The 15,839-nt window shown below is 69.5% G+C and carries 15 protein-coding genes, 1 tRNA gene and 1 pseudogene; 11 read left to right on the top strand and 6 right to left on the bottom strand.

Annotation, left to right across the window (positions count from 1 at the left end):
• Nucleotides 1-57 precede the first annotated feature (57 nt).
• Nucleotides 58-519, bottom strand: coding sequence for a DUF1203 domain-containing protein (locus ACQHIV_RS38210; protein WP_427889209.1), 462 nt, complete (start codon nucleotides 517-519; stop codon nucleotides 58-60).
• Nucleotides 520-597: 78 nt separating this feature from the next.
• Here ACQHIV_RS38210 and ACQHIV_RS38215 point away from each other — a divergent pair, with 78 nt between their 5' ends.
• A complete protein-coding gene (locus ACQHIV_RS38215; protein ID WP_427889210.1) occupies nucleotides 598-3,138 on the top strand; it encodes a penicillin acylase family protein in 2,541 nt (846 codons plus the stop codon).
• A gap of 3 nt (nucleotides 3,139-3,141) precedes the next feature.
• On the opposite strand, the pseudogene ACQHIV_RS38220 reads toward ACQHIV_RS38215, so the two are convergent.
• Together ACQHIV_RS38220 and ACQHIV_RS38225 are read right to left on the bottom strand one after the other, a co-directional pair.
• Nucleotides 3,142-4,021, bottom strand: a pseudogene (locus ACQHIV_RS38220) (serine hydrolase domain-containing protein).
• 51 nt (nucleotides 4,022-4,072) lie between these two features.
• Nucleotides 4,073-4,639, bottom strand: coding sequence for a 5-formyltetrahydrofolate cyclo-ligase (locus tag ACQHIV_RS38225; RefSeq protein WP_427889211.1), 567 nt, complete (start codon nucleotides 4,637-4,639; stop codon nucleotides 4,073-4,075).
• A 65-nt stretch (nucleotides 4,640-4,704) separates the two neighbouring features.
• Between ACQHIV_RS38225 and ACQHIV_RS38230 the strand changes: the two genes are divergently transcribed.
• The 8 genes from ACQHIV_RS38230 to ACQHIV_RS38265 all read left to right on the top strand — a co-directional run bounded on the left by ACQHIV_RS38230 (nucleotide 4,705) and on the right by ACQHIV_RS38265 (nucleotide 10,531).
• Complete coding sequence (locus ACQHIV_RS38230) at nucleotides 4,705-6,090, top strand: UTP--glucose-1-phosphate uridylyltransferase (protein WP_427889212.1); 1,386 nt, start codon at nucleotides 4,705-4,707, stop codon at nucleotides 6,088-6,090.
• Nucleotides 6,087-6,572 (top strand): N-acetyltransferase family protein, encoded by a 486-nt coding sequence (locus ACQHIV_RS38235; RefSeq protein WP_427889213.1) that lies wholly within the window; start codon nucleotides 6,087-6,089, stop codon nucleotides 6,570-6,572. Before ACQHIV_RS38230 ends, ACQHIV_RS38235 begins: the two co-directional genes overlap by 4 nt.
• Before the next feature lie 57 nt (nucleotides 6,573-6,629).
• A complete protein-coding gene (glp, locus tag ACQHIV_RS38240) occupies nucleotides 6,630-7,847 on the top strand; it encodes a gephyrin-like molybdotransferase Glp (RefSeq protein WP_427889214.1) in 1,218 nt (405 codons plus the stop codon).
• Between the two features lie 22 nt (nucleotides 7,848-7,869).
• On the top strand, nucleotides 7,870-8,388 hold the full coding sequence (gene moaC / locus ACQHIV_RS38245; RefSeq protein ID WP_427889215.1) for a cyclic pyranopterin monophosphate synthase MoaC: 519 nt from the start codon (nucleotides 7,870-7,872) through the stop codon (nucleotides 8,386-8,388).
• The gene (locus ACQHIV_RS38250; RefSeq protein WP_427889216.1) at nucleotides 8,385-8,873 is read left to right on the top strand and encodes a MogA/MoaB family molybdenum cofactor biosynthesis protein; all 489 of its coding nucleotides are present in this window, start codon (nucleotides 8,385-8,387) and stop codon (nucleotides 8,871-8,873) included. The genes moaC and ACQHIV_RS38250 overlap by 4 nt, the downstream gene beginning before the upstream one ends.
• Nucleotides 8,873-9,490: a GNAT family N-acetyltransferase gene (locus ACQHIV_RS38255; RefSeq protein WP_380201125.1), complete on the top strand. Its 618-nt coding sequence runs from the start codon at nucleotides 8,873-8,875 to the stop codon at nucleotides 9,488-9,490. Before ACQHIV_RS38250 ends, ACQHIV_RS38255 begins: the two co-directional genes overlap by 1 nt.
• Nucleotides 9,491-9,587: 97 nt before the next feature.
• Nucleotides 9,588-10,385, top strand: coding sequence for a divisome protein SepX/GlpR (gene sepX, locus ACQHIV_RS38260; protein WP_427889217.1), 798 nt, complete (start codon nucleotides 9,588-9,590; stop codon nucleotides 10,383-10,385).
• 73 nt (nucleotides 10,386-10,458) lie between these two features.
• Nucleotides 10,459-10,531, top strand: a tRNA-Ala gene (locus ACQHIV_RS38265).
• A 480-nt stretch (nucleotides 10,532-11,011) separates the two neighbouring features.
• On the opposite strand, the gene ACQHIV_RS38270 is transcribed toward ACQHIV_RS38265, so the two are convergent.
• The 3 genes from ACQHIV_RS38270 to ACQHIV_RS38280 all read right to left on the bottom strand — a co-directional run bounded on the left by ACQHIV_RS38270 (nucleotide 11,012) and on the right by ACQHIV_RS38280 (nucleotide 14,350).
• Entirely contained in the window at nucleotides 11,012-12,142 is a 1,131-nt protein-coding gene (locus tag ACQHIV_RS38270) for an alkaline phosphatase family protein (RefSeq protein WP_427889218.1), read from the bottom strand.
• A 14-nt stretch (nucleotides 12,143-12,156) separates the two neighbouring features.
• On the bottom strand, nucleotides 12,157-13,704 hold the full coding sequence (locus ACQHIV_RS38275; protein ID WP_427889219.1) for a S53 family peptidase: 1,548 nt from the start codon (nucleotides 13,702-13,704) through the stop codon (nucleotides 12,157-12,159).
• Between the two features lie 73 nt (nucleotides 13,705-13,777).
• Complete coding sequence (locus ACQHIV_RS38280) at nucleotides 13,778-14,350, bottom strand: TetR/AcrR family transcriptional regulator (protein WP_427889220.1); 573 nt, start codon at nucleotides 14,348-14,350, stop codon at nucleotides 13,778-13,780.
• Nucleotides 14,351-14,431: 81 nt separating this feature from the next.
• On the opposite strand from ACQHIV_RS38280, the gene ACQHIV_RS38285 reads away from it, so the two are divergent.
• Nucleotides 14,432-15,313 carry an SDR family oxidoreductase gene (locus tag ACQHIV_RS38285; protein ID WP_427889221.1) on the top strand — a complete coding sequence of 294 codons (882 nt, stop codon included), beginning with the start codon at nucleotides 14,432-14,434 and terminating at the stop codon, nucleotides 15,311-15,313.
• 70 nt (nucleotides 15,314-15,383) lie between these two features.
• Nucleotides 15,384-15,809: a Fur family transcriptional regulator gene (locus ACQHIV_RS38290; RefSeq protein WP_427889222.1), complete on the top strand. Its 426-nt coding sequence runs from the start codon at nucleotides 15,384-15,386 to the stop codon at nucleotides 15,807-15,809.
• The last annotated feature ends 30 nt before the right edge of the window (nucleotides 15,810-15,839 follow it).

The raw sequence follows: 15,839 nt of genomic DNA on the forward strand, positions 1-15,839 counted from the left end.
CTGGCACTCCTACTACCCGACTGCTAATAATGCGCCAGCGGCCCGAAGTATTCCAACTCAGCCCTGTCGGCGCACCGTGAAGTTCCAGCAACCGGCCACCACGTTCCGCACCTGAACGGTGTCCACGGCCGGGTCCTCGAACAGTCGCGTGAGCTCCTTTTCGCTCGTCCCAGCCTCCGCGACGACACCGTCCAGCATCTGGCCATCGCCGTCGTACGGCCGCAGGACCGCGCGCCGCTCCCGGAAGTCGACCGGGAAGCCTGCACCAGGCGCTGGGCAGTCTGTCAGATGGACGAAGACCGGCCCGATCTCGGCGTACGGGCCGCCGGCCTCCATCGGCCGGTGCGCGACCAGTGCGATCCGCTCGCCCGCGCCTGCGATGGTCAGGCAGCAGCGGAGCGGCTCGCCGCCTTCGGAGGTCCGGGAAACGACGGCGTTTCCGAAGTCGTCGTGGCGGTTGCGGCGGATCCGGTCCAGGTAGGAACCCGGTACGCCCTCATACCTCAACTCTGCGTTCATGTCGAGGGAACGCAGAGCAACGCAAAGTTGTGAGGGACCCCATTTGGGGAGGGCGGCCGGATTCTCTACGGTTGGTCCGTGCGTCGCCTGCTTCGAGTCGTCATCATCAGCGGAATCGCCCTCGCCACGGTCCTCCTGGTGATCGCCGGTACCGCCGTCTACGTCGTCCGCCACTCGTTCCCGACGTACGAAGGAACGATCGACCTGGAGGGGCTCGACGGTGACGTGAACGTGGTCCGGGACGCCAACGGCATCCCGCAGATCTACGCCGACACCCCGGCGGACCTGTTCGCCGCACAGGGGTACGTCGCGGCGCAGGACCGGTTCTTCGAGATGGACTTCCGCCGGCACGTGACGGCGGGCCGGCTGAGCGAGCTGTTCGGCAAGACGGCGCTCGAGACCGACAAGTTCGTCCGGACCCTCGGCTGGCGGCGGACCGCGGAGAAGGAGCTGCCGCTGCTGAGCCCGAGCACCCGGCAGTACCTCGACGACTACGCGCGCGGCGTGAACGCCTACCTCTCCACGCACAGCGGCTCCGGCCTCAGCCTGGAGTACGGCGTCCTCTCGCTGCAGCCCGGCGGCCCGAAGAACTACCGGCCGGAGCCGTGGACCGCGGCCGACTCGCTCGCCTGGCTGAAGGCGATGGCCTGGGACCTCGGCGGCAACCTGGACGAGGAGATCACCCGCACCAAGCTGCTGGCGGCGTTCCCGGCGCGCAACATCGAGAGCCTGTACCCGCAGTACCCGTACGACCGGAATCAGCCGATCATGTCGGCCGGCTCGGTCGGCAAGGACGGGAAGTTCACCGCCAACCCGGTCAGCACCGAAGTGCGCCGGAGCATGCTCACCCAGGACCTGCTCAAGTCGCTGGACTCGGTGCAGAGCGTCGCCAAGGGCCTGCCGCAGTTGCTCGGCCAGGGCGATGGTGTCGGCTCGAACTCCTGGGTGGTGTCCGGCGACCACACCACCACCGGCAAGCCGTTGCTGGCGAACGACCCGCACCTGGGCGCCACCATGCCGGGCATCTGGACTCAGGTCGGCCTGCACTGCAACAACGTCGGTAAGGCCTGCCCGTTCGACGTGTCCGGCTTCAGCTTCTCCGGCCTGCCCGGTGTGGTGATCGGCCACAACAACGCGATCTCCTGGGGCTTCACCAACCTCGACCCCGACGTCCAGGACCTCTACCTGGAGCGCATCGACGGCAACAACGTCCTCTACAACAACAAGTGGCGCGCGATGGCCACCCGCGAGGAGACGTTCAAGGTCGCGGGCGAGGACAAGCCGGTGAAGATCACCGTCCGCGAGACCCGGCACGGCCCGTTGATCTCCGACGTCGGCGAGGACGAGCAGAAGGTCGGCGAGATCTCCGCGTCGCAGGTGAAGTACCCGAAGGCGTACGGCGTCGCCCTGCAGTGGACCGCGCTGAACCCGGGCAAGACCGCCGACGCGCTGTTCGCGATCAACACCGCGCAGAACTGGACCCAGTTCCGGGCCGCCGCGGCGCAGTTCCAGGTGCCCTCGCAGAACCTGGTGTACGCCGACACCGACGGCCACATCGGCTACCAGGCGCCCGGGCTGGTGCCGATCCGCTCGGTCGGCCGCGGCGACTGGCCGGTGCCCGGCTGGGACCCGAGGTACTACTGGAAGGGCTACATACCCTTCGACGCGATGCCGACCGAGCTCGATCCGCCCAGCGGGATCATCGTCACCGCCAATCAGGCCGTGGTGCCGAACACGTACCCGTACTACCTGACCAACACCTGGGACTACGGGTACCGCGCGCAGGAGATCCTGGACCGGATCAAGGCTGCCGGGAAGCTGGACGTGAACGCGATGGCGTCGATCCAGCTGGACACCAAGAACAAGGCCGCGGAGATGCTGGTGCCGTACCTGCTGCGGATCAGCATCAACGACGCGTTCGACCGGCAGGGCCAGGACACCCTGCGGAACTGGGACTTCACCCAGCCGCCGGACTCCGCGGCCGCGGCGTACTTCAACGTCGTCTGGCGCAACCTGCTCGCCCTGACCTTCCACGACCAGCTCCCCGAGGGCACTTGGCCGGACGGCGGCTCGCGTTGGTTCGAGGTGATCCACACGCTGCTCGGCCAGCCGAACAGTGGCTGGTGGGACGACATCAGGACGCCACAGCGCGAAAGCCGCGACGACATCCTCCGTGAGGCGCTGGTGAACGCCCGTACCGAGATCACTCAGAAGATGGCGCGTGAGCCCGCCAACTGGCAGTGGGGCCGGCTGCACAAGCTCACGCTGACCAACCAGGCGCTGGGCAAGTCCGGCATCGGTGTGGTGGAGAAGATCTTCAACCGCGGTCCGTATGAGCTCGGCGGCGGTACGTCGATCGTCGACGCCACCTCCTGGGACGCCTCCGAGGGGTACGACGTGACGTCGGCGCCGTCGATGCGGATGGTCGTCGACCTGTCGGACTTCGACAAGTCCCGCTGGATCAACCTGACCGGTATCTCAGGGCACGCGTACTCGTCCAACTACACGGACCAGACGGAGCTGTGGGTCAAGGGCGAGACCCTGCCGTGGGCTTACACGAAGGGCGCGGTCGAGGCGACCCGCAAGCACTCCCTGACCTTCACCAAGCCGGACAGCTAGCAGCTACCAGGCGGGCGCACTGGCCTCGGCGAACAGCTCCTCCGGCCAGGTCCAGAGCGCCCGCTGCGTCAGCAGGATCGAGATGGTCCCGTCAGCGGCGGTGGAGCAGAGCGTGCCGAGCCCACCGGCCCAGCCGTAGCGCCCGTCGTCGCCGACGGACACCCCGTAGCCCCAGCGGGTGTCCGGCCCGAGGAAGTCGCCCGCGCCGGCTCGCTGTTCCGGTGTGAGCTGGTCTGTGGTCATCTCGGCGACCGCCTCCCGCGACAACAGGTCGCCGCTCTGCAGGATCCGGGTGAACGCGTGGAAGTCGTCCACCGTCGAGATCAGCCCACCGGCCGCGTCCGGGAACGACGGCGGCGCCAGCCACTGGCTCTCAGCGGCCGTGTCGAGCACGTCCTCCCCGACGTACGCCGTGGGTGAGCCGAGCGGGGTCCGACGCGGTGAATCCGGTGTCGCGCATCCCCAGCGGCTCGAACAACCGCTCGCGCAGGAACTCCTCCAGCGGCTGCCCTGCGACCCGTGAGACGAGTACGCCGAGCAGATGCGAGCCCGTGGCGTACAGCCACCGCTCACCCGGCTGGTACTGCAACGGCAACGTCCCGAGCCGTCGCATCCACTCGTCCGGCTCCAGGCCCGTCCGTGGAATCGGCGGCCCGAAGGTCCGTACGCCGAGCTCCTCCTCCCGCTGCCGCAGCGACGGGTTGTCCGACTCACCCAGACCCAGCCGGAACGTCAGCAGGTCCTGCACCGTGATGGCACGCACGGCCAGAACAGTGTCGTCCACCTGCGCGTCCGGTGCCCGCAGTACGACGGGATCAGCAAGCTCAGGCAGTACGTCGGCGGCGGGCGCCTCCAGGGACAGCCGGGTGGGTCTGGTCGCCACGGCTCACCAGGCTGATCAGCCCGGGTATGACACCGTTGTCGACGTACGTGTTCAGCATGAGTCATCTACCGATCGGCGCAGCGGGATCAAGCGATTAGGTGTGAGTGCGGCGTCCACCGGGCGGTCGTGGGAGTCGGACGGGAGCGTGTCGACGACCTCGGTGTCGTACACGGCGGCCCAGACCGGCGTACCGGGACGGACACGAGCCAGGGCTCGGTCGTACGATCCGCCGCCGCGCCCCAGTCGTACGCCGTCGTACGCAACCGCCACGGCCGGGCAGATGACCAGGTCGGCGGTGGCGATCGCGTCGGAGCCCAGGTCGATCGGGGGCTCCGACAGACCGAGCCGGCCGGGCACCAGGTCGGCCGCACCGGGCGCAACGCCCCAGCCCAGGTCGTTGTCGGCGTACAGGATCGGCAGTAGCACCTCGTGGTCCGTTGCGAGCAGCCAGTCGATCAACGCACCGGTCTGCGGCTCGGGACCCATGGACACGTACAAAGCGACCCGGTACACGTCCGCCAGCACCTGTTGGGCGCTCGCCAGCAGTCCCTCCGCGTGGTGCCGGGCACCCCGCGCCTCCAGGAACTGCTGCCGCGCCACGGCCTTCGCCAAGTTCACCTTCTGATCGTAGGAGCGTGACGCGGGCAACACTGGGATTACCGGCCGTCCCCTAGGGTTGGTGCATGGGTGAGGTGGGTCTCAGACAAGCGCAGGCGAAGATGCGCGCGGCCGGTGCTGCCGACGTTGCAATACGCGTCTTCACGCACTATTACCGGCTGCTCGAATCCGGGCACCAGGGCAAGATCCCCGAGGACGACATCGAGCCGGTCGGCGACCTGCCGCACCTGGACCACCTGGACACCGACCCGGACGCGCTCCGCGCCGCGCTCGCCGAGACCGTGGTGATCAAACTCAACGGCGGCCTCGGTACGTCGATGGGCGTCACCGGCCCGAAGTCCGCGCTGCCGGTGAAGGACGGGCTGAGCTTCCTCGACATCATCGCCCGGCAGATCCTGGCGACCCGGCGCGCGTACGACGTACCGCTGCCGCTGGTGCTGATGAACTCGTTCCGCACCACGACCGAGTCCCGGCGGATCCTCGGCGAGTACGACGAGCTCGCGATCGACGGCCTGCCGCTCGACTTCCAGCAGAACATGGAACCGAAGCTGCTCGCCGACGACCTGACGCCGGCCGAGTGGGCCCCGGACCCGGAGCTCGCCTGGTGCCCGCCCGGCCACGGCGACCTGTTCACCGCGTTGGTTGCCTCCGGCACCCTCGACGCGCTCCGCGACCACGGCTTCCGGCACGCGTTCATCTCGAACGCCGACAACCTCGGCGCCACCCCGGACCCGCGGATCGCGGCCTGGATGGCCGAGCACGACGTACCGTTCGGGATGGAGGTCTGCCGGCGGACCCGGTCGGACCGCAAGGGCGGGCACGTCGCCGTGCGGAAGTCCGACGGGCGGCTGATCCTGCGGGACAGTGCGCAGGTCGCCGACGCGGACACGCGGTATTTCCAGGACATCGGCCGGCACAAGATGTTCAACACCAACAACCTGTGGATCGACCTGGACCGGCTGGCCGAGCTGATGGCCGGGCACGACGGCATCCTCGGGCTGCCGATCATGGTGAACCGCAAGACCGTCGACCCGGCCGACCCCACCTCGCCCAAGGTGATCCAGCTGGAGACCGGGATGGGCACCGCGATCGAGACCTTCGAGGGTTCGCAGGCGGTGATCGTGGACCGCAGCCGGTTCAAACCGGTGAAGACCACGAACGACCTGCTCGTGCTGCGCTCCGACGTCTACGAGCTGGACGAGGCCGGCGAGCTGACCACGAAGCACGAGGGCGACGAGCCGTACGTCGACCTGGACCCGGAGTACTACAAGATCCTCGCCGACTTCGAGGCCCGGTTCCCGGCCGGGGCGCCCTCGCTGGTCGCCGCCGACCGGCTGGCGGTCCGTGGTGATGTTGCCTTCGGCAAGGACGTGGCGGTGGTCGGGGACGTCGAGGTGACCGCGCCGGCCGGCGAGCGCCGGGTGATCCCGGACGGAACCGAGCTGCGTTGACCGACGACCTCCTGGTCCGTCCGCTGGAGCCGTCCGACACCGCCGAGGCCGCCGCGGTCTGGTGGCGGTCCCGGCACGCCGACGGTTCCCAGCTGCCACCGGCGATCCACACCGCGGAGCAGGTCGCGGGCTGGTTCGCCGACGTCCTGCTGCCGGATGGGGAGACCTGGGTGGCGCTCGACGCGGACCGGATCGTCGCGGTCCTCACCCTCGACGGCGACGATCTCGACCAGCTGTACGTCGCCCCGGAGGCGGCCGGGCGGGGGATCGGCTCGGTCCTGGTCGACCTGGCGAAGGACCTCCGGCCGGGCGGGCTGGCGCTGTGGACGTTCCAGACCAACCTGCGGGCCCAGGCCTTCTACCAGCGGCACGGCTTCCGCGAGGTACGCCGTACGGACGGCGCCGCGAACGAGGAACACGCCCCGGACGTGCGGATGACGTGGGGCGGACACCCCGAATCGGAACCCGACCGGACTTCTTGACGCACTCCTCCGGAACTATCGGCGGAAACCCGCGAGCCGTCGATTAAGGTCGGGCTCGTGAGACGAAGTGTGGATGAGCATCTAGAGGTCGTACTCGGACGGGTGACGGCCCTGCCGGCGTTCGACCAGCCGTTGATGGACGCGGTCGGGCTGATGCTCTGCGAGGACATCGTCTCGGGGGTGAGCCTGCCGGGGTTCGACAACTCGGCCATGGACGGGTATGCCGTGCTGGCCGCGGACCTGGCCGGTGCCTCGGACGAGAACCCGATCAGCCTGCCGGTCGTCGGCGAGTTCCGGGCCGGGCGCAGCGAGCCGATCGTGGTCACCCCCGGGACCTGTGTGCGGATCATGACCGGCGCGCCGATGCCGCGTGGCGCGGACAGCGTCGTGCCGGTCGAGTGGACCGACGGCGGGACCGTCACGGTCCGGATCACCCAGCAGCCGCCGGTCGGCGGGTCGGTGCGGTATGCCGGCGAGGACGTGACGGCCGGGGCGCAGGTGCTCGACCGGGACACGGTCCTCGGCCCGCGGCAGATCGCGGTGCTGGCGGCGGTCGGCCGGGCCCGGGTGAAGGCGCGACCGCGGCCGCGGGTGGTGGTGATCTCGACCGGGGCCGAGCTGCGCGAGCCGGGCGGCCGGCTGGGCGACGGGCAGATCTACGACTCGAACAGCTACACCCTGGCGGCGTGCGCGCGGGACGCCGGCGCGGTGGCGTACCGGGTCGGCATCGTCGACGACGACCCGAAGCGGATCATGGACACGCTCTCCGACCAGCTCGTGCGGGCCGACCTGGTGATCACCACCGGCGGCGTCAGCATGGGGGCGTACGACATCGTCAAGGAGGAGCTGTCCAAGCTCGGCACCGTGGACTTCCCACAGGTCGCGATGCAGCCCGGGAAGCCGCAGGGTTTCGGGGTGATCGGCGACGACGAGGTGCCGATCTTCACGCTGCCCGGCAACCCGGTCTCGGCGTACATCTCGTTCGAGGTCTTCGTCCGGCCCGCGCTGCGCAAGATGATGGGGCAGATGCCGTACCGGCGGACGCTGGTCCCGGGGGTCACGCTCGACGGGTTCAGCTCACCGGCGGGGCGGCGGCAGTTCGTCCGCGCCGCGGCCACCTCCGGCGACGAGGGCTGGATGGCCAGTACAGTCGGCGGGCACGGCTCCCACCTGCTGGGCGGGTTGAGCCGGGCGAACGCACTGATCGTCGTACCGGAGGACGTCACGTCCGTCCGGGCCGGCGACCAGGTCGAGCTGATGCTGCTGGACGAGTGACCGTGCTGGACGAGGAGACTGGATGACGCACGACCCGGGTGCGACCCCGGCTGGCTCAGGTACGCCGGGACCCGGCCGGCTGACCCACGTCGACGAGACCGGGGCGGCGCGGATGGTGGACGTGTCCGCGAAGGACGTTGGTGCCCGGCGGGCCGTTGCCAGCGGCAAGGTTTTCGTCTCCGCCGAGGTGGTGACGGCGCTGCGCGGTGACGGCGTGCCGAAGGGCGACGCGCTCGGCGTCGCCCGGATCGCCGGGATCATGGGCGCGAAGCGCACCCCGGACCTGGTGCCGTTGTGCCATCCGATCGCGATCACCGGCGCCAAGGTCGACCTGGAGGTCGCCGACGACGCCGTACTGATCCGGGCGCAGGTGAAGACCACCGACCGGACCGGCGTCGAGATGGAGGCGCTGACGGCGGTCGCGGTCGCGGGGCTCGCGGTCATCGACATGGTGAAGGCGCTCGACCCGGCGGCCGTGCTGTCCGACGTACGGGTGGAGTTGAAGGAAGGCGGCAAGACCGGGCATTGGGAGCGGCCGTGAGAGCTCTCGTCCTCAGCATCTCGAACCGCGCCGCGGCCGGCGTCTACACCGACACGACCGGTCCGCTGATCGCGGCACGCCTGGCTGACTGGGGTTTCGACGTCGCCGGTCCGGACGTGGTGCCGGACGGGTCGCCCGTCGGCGAGGCGCTGCGGGCCGCGGTCGAGGCGGCGTACGACGTGGTGCTGACGACTGGCGGTACGGGGATCTCGCCGACCGACGAGACACCCGAGCAGACGGCCGCCGTACTGACGAAGCTCGTGCCCGGGATCGCGGAAGCCATCAGGGCGTACGGGATCGCGAACGGCGTGCCGACGGCTGCACTGTCCCGCGGACTGGCCGGCGTCGCCGGGAGTACGGTCATCGTCAACCTGCCCGGATCACGGGGTGGTGTGAAGGACGGTCTCGCCGTGCTCGAACCGCTGCTGCGGCATGCGGTCGAGCAGGTGCACGGCGGCGACCACGTGCGGACGGACACCGACTGATGGCGATCGTGCAATGGCCCGTGGAGCTGAAACACGGGCAGGTCGGCCTACGACCGTTGCGGACCGGCGACGGCAGCGAATGGGCCGCCGCCCGCCAGCGCAACGTCAGCTGGCTGCGGCCGTGGGACGCGACCCAACCACCCGGCGCCGAGGACGGCGCGCGGACGTTCCGCGCGATGGCCCGCGACTGGAACCGGCAGGCCCGCTTCGGACGGATGCTCCCGTTCGTCATCACGTACGGCGGTGCCGCCGGCGCCGGCGCCCGTGCGAAATGGCCGCTGGTCGGACAGCTCACGGTGTCCGGAATCACCTACGGATCGGCGCGATGGGCGAACCTCGGCTACTGGGTCGACGAGCAGTACGCCGGCCGCGGCATCGTGCCGACCGCCGTCGCGATGGCCGCCGACCACTGCTGGTTCACCCTCGGCCTGCACAGGATCGAAGTGGCGATCCGCCCGGAGAACAAGGCAAGTCTGCGGGTGGTCGAGAAGCTCGGCTTCCGGTACGAAGGCGAGCGGCCGCGGTTCCTGCACATCGACGGCGACTGGCGCGACCACCGGATCTTTGCCCTCAACATCGAAGAGGTCGGACCCGGTCTCGTAGCGCGACTGACCTGACTACGCTGCGTGCTATTCACATCAGTCACACGAGTCTTCTTGCGACACACCGTGCCACGTACCCCATCTGGCCCCCGCCGCACCTTAGCGTCGTCGCATGGGGACGACAGGACTGATCTATGTGGCGATCGTCGCCGCGTGGGCCGCCTATCTCGTCCCGATGTGGCTGAAGCGCGGTGACGAAGCCCGGCGCAAGCCCGTCGTGCCGTCGTCCGACGAAGCCCGGGTGCTGTCCCGCGACCCGTCGCGACCCCGGTACGTCGTACGCCCCGCCGGATCCACCGCCGCCGACGACCCGTCGCCGCCGAAGAAGTACATCCCGAACCGAGCCCGCCGGGTGGCCGCGATGCGCCGCCGGCGGGTGCTGTCGATCCTGACGCTTTCGCTGCTGTCCGTCGTCGCCCTCGCCGGCCTGACGATCCTGCAGTGGTGGACAGTTGCGGTGCCCGGGGCAACGATCGCCGGATTCGTCGTACTCACCCGGGTGCAGCTGCGGCGGCAGGCCCGTGCCCGCGCCGCGGCCGCCGCGGAACGCCGTACCCGGGTCCGCGCCAAGCACGACCGCGGACCCGCCGGCAAGCCCGCCCCGACCCCCGACGAGGAGATGACCATCGAGGTCAAGCTCCCCGCCGAACCCACCCCTGCCCCGGCGCCCGCCGCCAAGGAAGACAAGCCGGCCGCGGAAGGCCTGTGGGACCCGGTGCCGGTGACGCTGCCGACGTACGTGATGAAGGAGAAGGCCCCCGACCGCACGGTCCGGACCATCTCCCTCACCGACGACGAGGTGTTCTCCAGCGCCCGCACCACCGACCCCGCGGACAAGCCCGCCGGCACCGAAACCCCGGCCCCCAAGCCGCACGTCGAGCCAGAGGTGAAGCGCGCCGTCGGCGACTGATATCCGGTTTTAGATCGCGGGCCTCTCCGTGTTAGAGTTTCGCGGTCGCCAGGGAAACCCGGCGGACAAGCCTGGGGCTGTGGCGCAGTTGGTAGCGCGCTTCGTTCGCAACGAAGAGGCCAGGGGTTCGAATCCCCTCAGCTCCACGAAGGCGATGGGCGAGGTGTGCCGACGGAAAGCGTCGGCTGCCTCGCCTTCGTCGTGTTGTGCGGCTGCGCTTCGCTTGCCGCGGGCGGGGGCTCCGCCACCCGCACCCCCTGCGCCTTCGCTTCGCTCGGCGGCCTTCGCTTCGCTCGGCTCCTGGGTTGGGTTGGGCGTTTAGGTCGCCTGCTGGGGTTGGGGCGGGCGCGCCGGTCACCTGCTGGGGTTGGGGCGGGCGCGCCGGTCACCTGCTGGGGTTGGGGTGAGCGTGTCGGTCACGTGCTCGGGTTGGGTCGAGTGCGGGTGGCCATCGCTGCGCTTCGCTTGCCGCGAGCGGAGGCTCCGCCACCCGCACCCCGTGCGCCTTCTCCTCGCTCGGCGGCTGGGTTGGTGGGTTACCTGCACTTGCTGGGTGGAGGGTCGTTCTTGGAGGGGCTGGAGCGGGCGCCGCCTTCGATGGCTACCAGTGGCCGAGCGGCTGGTTGTCAGGGGAGTGGGACGTCGTTGGGTGGGGGGAGCGTACTGCCGTCGCGGAGGAGGATCGGGCCGACCGGGGTGGGGGCGGGTACCGGTGGAGGAGGGGGTTGGGTCGGGGGCGGTGTGGGGGTGGGAGGGGTTGGCTGGACGATGGTGGTGCCGTGGTTCGGTGGGGGTGGGCTGAGGGTGGCACCGGGTGAAAGGTTGACCAGGTCGGCCAGGCCCTTGTCGTTGTCGACTCTGGGGACTCCTAGTGCGGGTAGGCCCAGTAGGTCCAGGGCGGTCTTCGGGATGCTGGGGTGCCAGGACCAGCGGTGGTCGATGCCTGGTTTGACCCGTCCGCCGAACATCAGTAGCGGCACCCGTGGACCGTAGGCCAGTTGGATGCCGTCCGGCGTCGTTTCGACGTTCGGGGTTTGTACGTGGTCGTCGTAGCCGCCCCAGTCGTCCCAGGTGAGCAGGAAGACCGTCGAGTCCCACGCGCCTGCCGCGCACACCGCGTCGACCACCTGCCAGACGGCGTCCATGCCCTGGGTCACGTTCGCCGGTGGGTGCTCGTCGAGCGGCGCGTCGTGCCACACCATCGACAGCGCCGGCAGCTTGCCCGCCTTCGCGTCGGTGATGATGTCGGCCGAGCGGACGATGTTCGGAGAACTCTTGAGTTGCTGGTAGAACTCGACCGGGTAGCCGCTGCTGCCGGTGTAGGCCTTCCAGGTCAGTCCGTGGTCGCCGGCATGCCCCGGCAGCGATGGCATGTCCCAGACCGGACTGGGCGCGCTGCGCGACGGGTTGCGCAGCGTTGGCGTCTGGCCGCCGACGATGAGCAGATGGTTCGGCGTCGAGTTGGTGCCGTAGCCGGCGCAGTGGTTCTCGATGAAGGCACCGTTCGCGGCGAGCCACGCGTAGAAGGGCAGGTCCTTGACGGTGTCGAACTGGACGTGGGCGCCGGTGCTCTTCTTCGTCAGCCAGCGGTAGTAGGCCTTGCGGTCGTGCGGCTGGTCGGACGCGGGTGGGTTGGGACTCGCCGGCCACCCGGTCGCGACGTTCGCACCGAACGCTGCCATCGAGGCGAAGTAGTTGTCGGTGGTGTGGTTCTCCTGGACCATCACGATGACGTGGTCGATCGTGGCGTCGGCCATGGAACGCCTTCCCGTTAGTGCGTCGGAGTCTGCAGTACCGTCAGAAGAGCTTCGCCGTCGGGCGTGCCCAGGCCCGTACACGCGTCCCAGCCCGGCGCTGCCCGGTAGGCACCGTTGTTGCCGCTGGTGATGTCGTGGAAGCCTGGCTGTACGGCGCCCGCGCGGACCCCCTGGTACAGCTGGGTGTGTACCAGGCCGAGGCTGCGCCCGGTGCCCTGGGCGAGGCGGGTCAGCAGCGCGGCCCACAGCGGGGCGACGGCGCTGGTTCCTCCGACCACGATGCGCTGCCCGTCGACGAGAACGTCGTAGCCGGTCGCCGGATCGGCGTTGCCCGCCACATCGGGCACACATCGGCCGGTACCGCCACCGGCCGACGTGGGTACGCCGGCACCGGATTGGAACGCCGGCACCGGGAACGTGTCGCTGACGCCCCCGCCGGTGGCGCCGCCGCCCGACGTGTTCCATACCGTTTCGGACGTGATCGTGGGCGGGACACCTTCGAGGTGGGTGCCGCCGCAGGCCAGAGCGTGGGGGCTCGAGGCGGGGAAGTCCACGTGCTGTGCGCCGTCGGTCTGGCCGTCCGTACTGCCGTTGTCGCCGCTGGCCGCGCACACGGTGACGCCGAGCGCCGCGGCGTCCGCGAACGCCTGGTCCATCGCCGTCCGTGCCTGCGCCGTCCACTGGTCCTCGGACTGTCCCCAGCTGATGCTGACCACGGTCGGCGTCGGGGTGGCGTGCACCGCGGTGGTGACCGCGTCGAGGAAGCCTTGATCGGTGTTGGGCGCGAAGTAGACCAGTTGCCGGGCGCCCGGGGCGAGCGCACCGGCGACCTCGATGTCGAGCAGCACCTCACCGTCGGCGGAGCCCGGATCGCCGGTCGGGGCGTTCTTGCCACCGTCGACCTCGACCGCGCTCACCTGCGGCGCGGGGATCTTCAAGCCGGCGAAGTACGTGCTGAGCTCGGCCGGCTGGAACCCACCGCCGAGCTCGATGATCGCGATGGTCTGTCCGGTCCCGTCGGTCTTGGCCGGGAAGTTGTAGAGGGACCCGAGCTGGTCCGGCGTGAAGGCGTGTGCGGCGGCCGGAGCCGCGTGCAGCCGGAACTGCGCGCGAGCCTGCGGGCGATCGTCGAGACCGAGCACCGCGATGACGATCCCGTCGAGTTCGGCGGGTACGGAGACCGCGCCGGACCGGACGCGGAGCTCCACGGCGCTGTCTCGGCTGCGTACGACTGACAGTTCGGTGCCGAACACCTCCGTCATTGCGGACGCGGGGCCGCGGACGGTCACCCGCCGGGCGCCGACATGCGTACCGGTGACGGTCAGCCCCGCTGCCGTGAGTACTTCCCCCACTCGGGCGAGGTCGTCGTCGCGGGCACCGAACCGTCGGGCGAACTCTTCCGCGGTCACGGTTTCGGGGCCGATGACGAGAGCTTCGTCCAGCTCGGTACGACGACGCAGTACGAGCGTGACCGTGATCGAACTGTCGGGAGAGACCGGGCCGACCGTCTCGGCATCGGTGTACGCGCTTCGGGAGCTTCCGGGAAGAAGGATGTTCGACACGCGATACATGATGAACCACAAAAGGGGCCGCTAAACCACCCAGTGTGCTGATCTCATTACGCTCAGCATTCTCTCAGCGAAGGTGAGCTGTTGCTGCCTTCAGGTCGTTGAGGGCTGCCAACGCGTGTGGGGCGAGGCCTGAGTCGTCATCTGTGGACGTCCAGGTGGCGTAGCCGTTCTTGAAGGCCAGTGCGCCCAACTCGGCTGCCAGGTGGGCTATTGAGGTGGAGAATCCGCGGGATTCCAATGCGTCTGACATTGCTTTTGCCATGCCTACGGATTTGAGGGCGTCGCGTTCTTGGAGTTCCGTGCTGGCGGCGATGGCTGCTTTGAGGCGGGGGGCCAGTTCTCGGTTCATGGGACCCATGAATCCCGAGGCTTTGGCGAGGCCCGCGGCTACTGCTTCCAGTGGGGTGGCGTCCGCAGGGGCTTCGGATATGCCCTCGGCCAGGAGGGTGCTGAGGGCGTCCTGGCCGGCGACCAGGAGTTCTCGTTTGTCGGGGAAGTGGCGGAAGAAGGTGCTCTTGGTAACGCCGGCCCGGTCGGCGATCTGGGCGACGGTGGTGGCGTCGTAGCCGTGTTCGGCGAACAGGTCCACCGCGGCGAGGACCAGTCGTTCGCGGGCTCCGGGTTGCCATCGTGCCATGCGGGCATTGTAGGTGATGGGACCTTTGTCCCGTCGGTGTTATCGTGATGGGACAAAGGTCCCATCGTGGAGGAGTGTCCTATGAAGGTGTTCGTCACCGGCGGTACCGGGCTGATCGGGTCCGCCGTGGTTCGGGAGTTGCTCGGGAACGGGCATGAGGTGGTCGGACTTGCGCGGTCCGAGGGTTCGGCGGCGGCGTTGCGCGAGGCCGGCGCCGAGGCGGTGCGTGGTGGGCTCGGCGATCTGGACGTCGTACGGGCCGGTGCCGCGAAGGCTGACGGCGTGATTCACCTTGCCTTCAGCAACGATTTCAGCAGTCCGGAGGCATTGGCCGCGGGTGTCGCCGAGGAGGGGGCGGCGTTGCAGGCGTTGGGGGAGGAGTTGGCCGGGAGCGGCCGGCCGTTGGTGACGGTGTCCGGTACGCCGTGGGCGCCGGGCCGGGCGGCTACCGAGGAGGATCCGCTGCCGCTCGAGGGGCCCGTTGGAGGTCGGGGGCGGTCGGTGATGGCGGTTCTGGGGTTGGCGTCCCGGGGCGTGCGGAGTGCCGCGGTGCGGATGCCGCGGACCGTTCACAACCAGGGCGATGGCGGGTTCGCGGGGTTGCTGACGCAGATCGCGCGGCAGTCGGGCGTGTCCGGCTATCCAGGGGACGGTACGCAGCGTTGGCCCGCCGTACATGCGCTGGATGCGGCCGTGCTGTTCCGGCTGGTGCTGGAGAACGCGGAGGCCGGTACGGCGTGGCACGCGGTGGACGACGAGGGTGACGCCGTACGCGACATCGCTGCCGTCATCGGCCGGCGTCTCGGTCTGCCGGTGCAGTCCGTGCCGGAGCAGACGTACGGAGCACTGGGCCCGATCTTCGCGGCCGATCAGCCGGCGTCCAGTGCGTACACGCGCAAGACTCTCGGCTGGCAGCCCGAGCACCCGAAACTGCTGGCGGACCTCGAGAACATCCAGCCCTGAGGTGCTTCCTGGGTAGGAAACGCCGCAGCTAATCTTGACTCATTCCAGAAAACGCGGAAGACTGCGGAGCATGCCGACGGCGGACGAGCTCCAGGGGTTGTTGCGTGGGGTCTCGCTGCGGGTGACGCGGCCGCGGGTGGCGGTGCTGGCGGCGGTGTACGGGAATCCGCATGCGGACACGGACTCGATTATCGGTGCCGTGCGCAACGAACTGCCGCAGACCTCGCACCAGGCGGTGTACGACTCGCTGCAGACCCTGACGGCGGCGGGTCTGGTCCGCCGGATCCAGCCGCTGGGGTCGGTGGCGCGGTACGAGTCGCGGGTCGGCGACAACCATCACCACATCGTCTGCCGGTCGTGCGGAGCGATCGCCGACGTCGACTGTGCGGTCGGGCATGCGCCCTGCCTGACCGCGTCCGAGGACCACGGGTTCGTCATCGACGAGGCCGAGGTCATCTATTGGGGCCGGTGCGCGGACTGCGCACGACATACCTGAGCTGAAGCCGAAACGTCCAGTCCTGGAAGG

This window comes from Kribbella polygonati, from assembly GCF_050320105.1.
In the GTDB taxonomy this organism is placed as follows: domain Bacteria; phylum Actinomycetota; class Actinomycetes; order Propionibacteriales; family Kribbellaceae; genus Kribbella.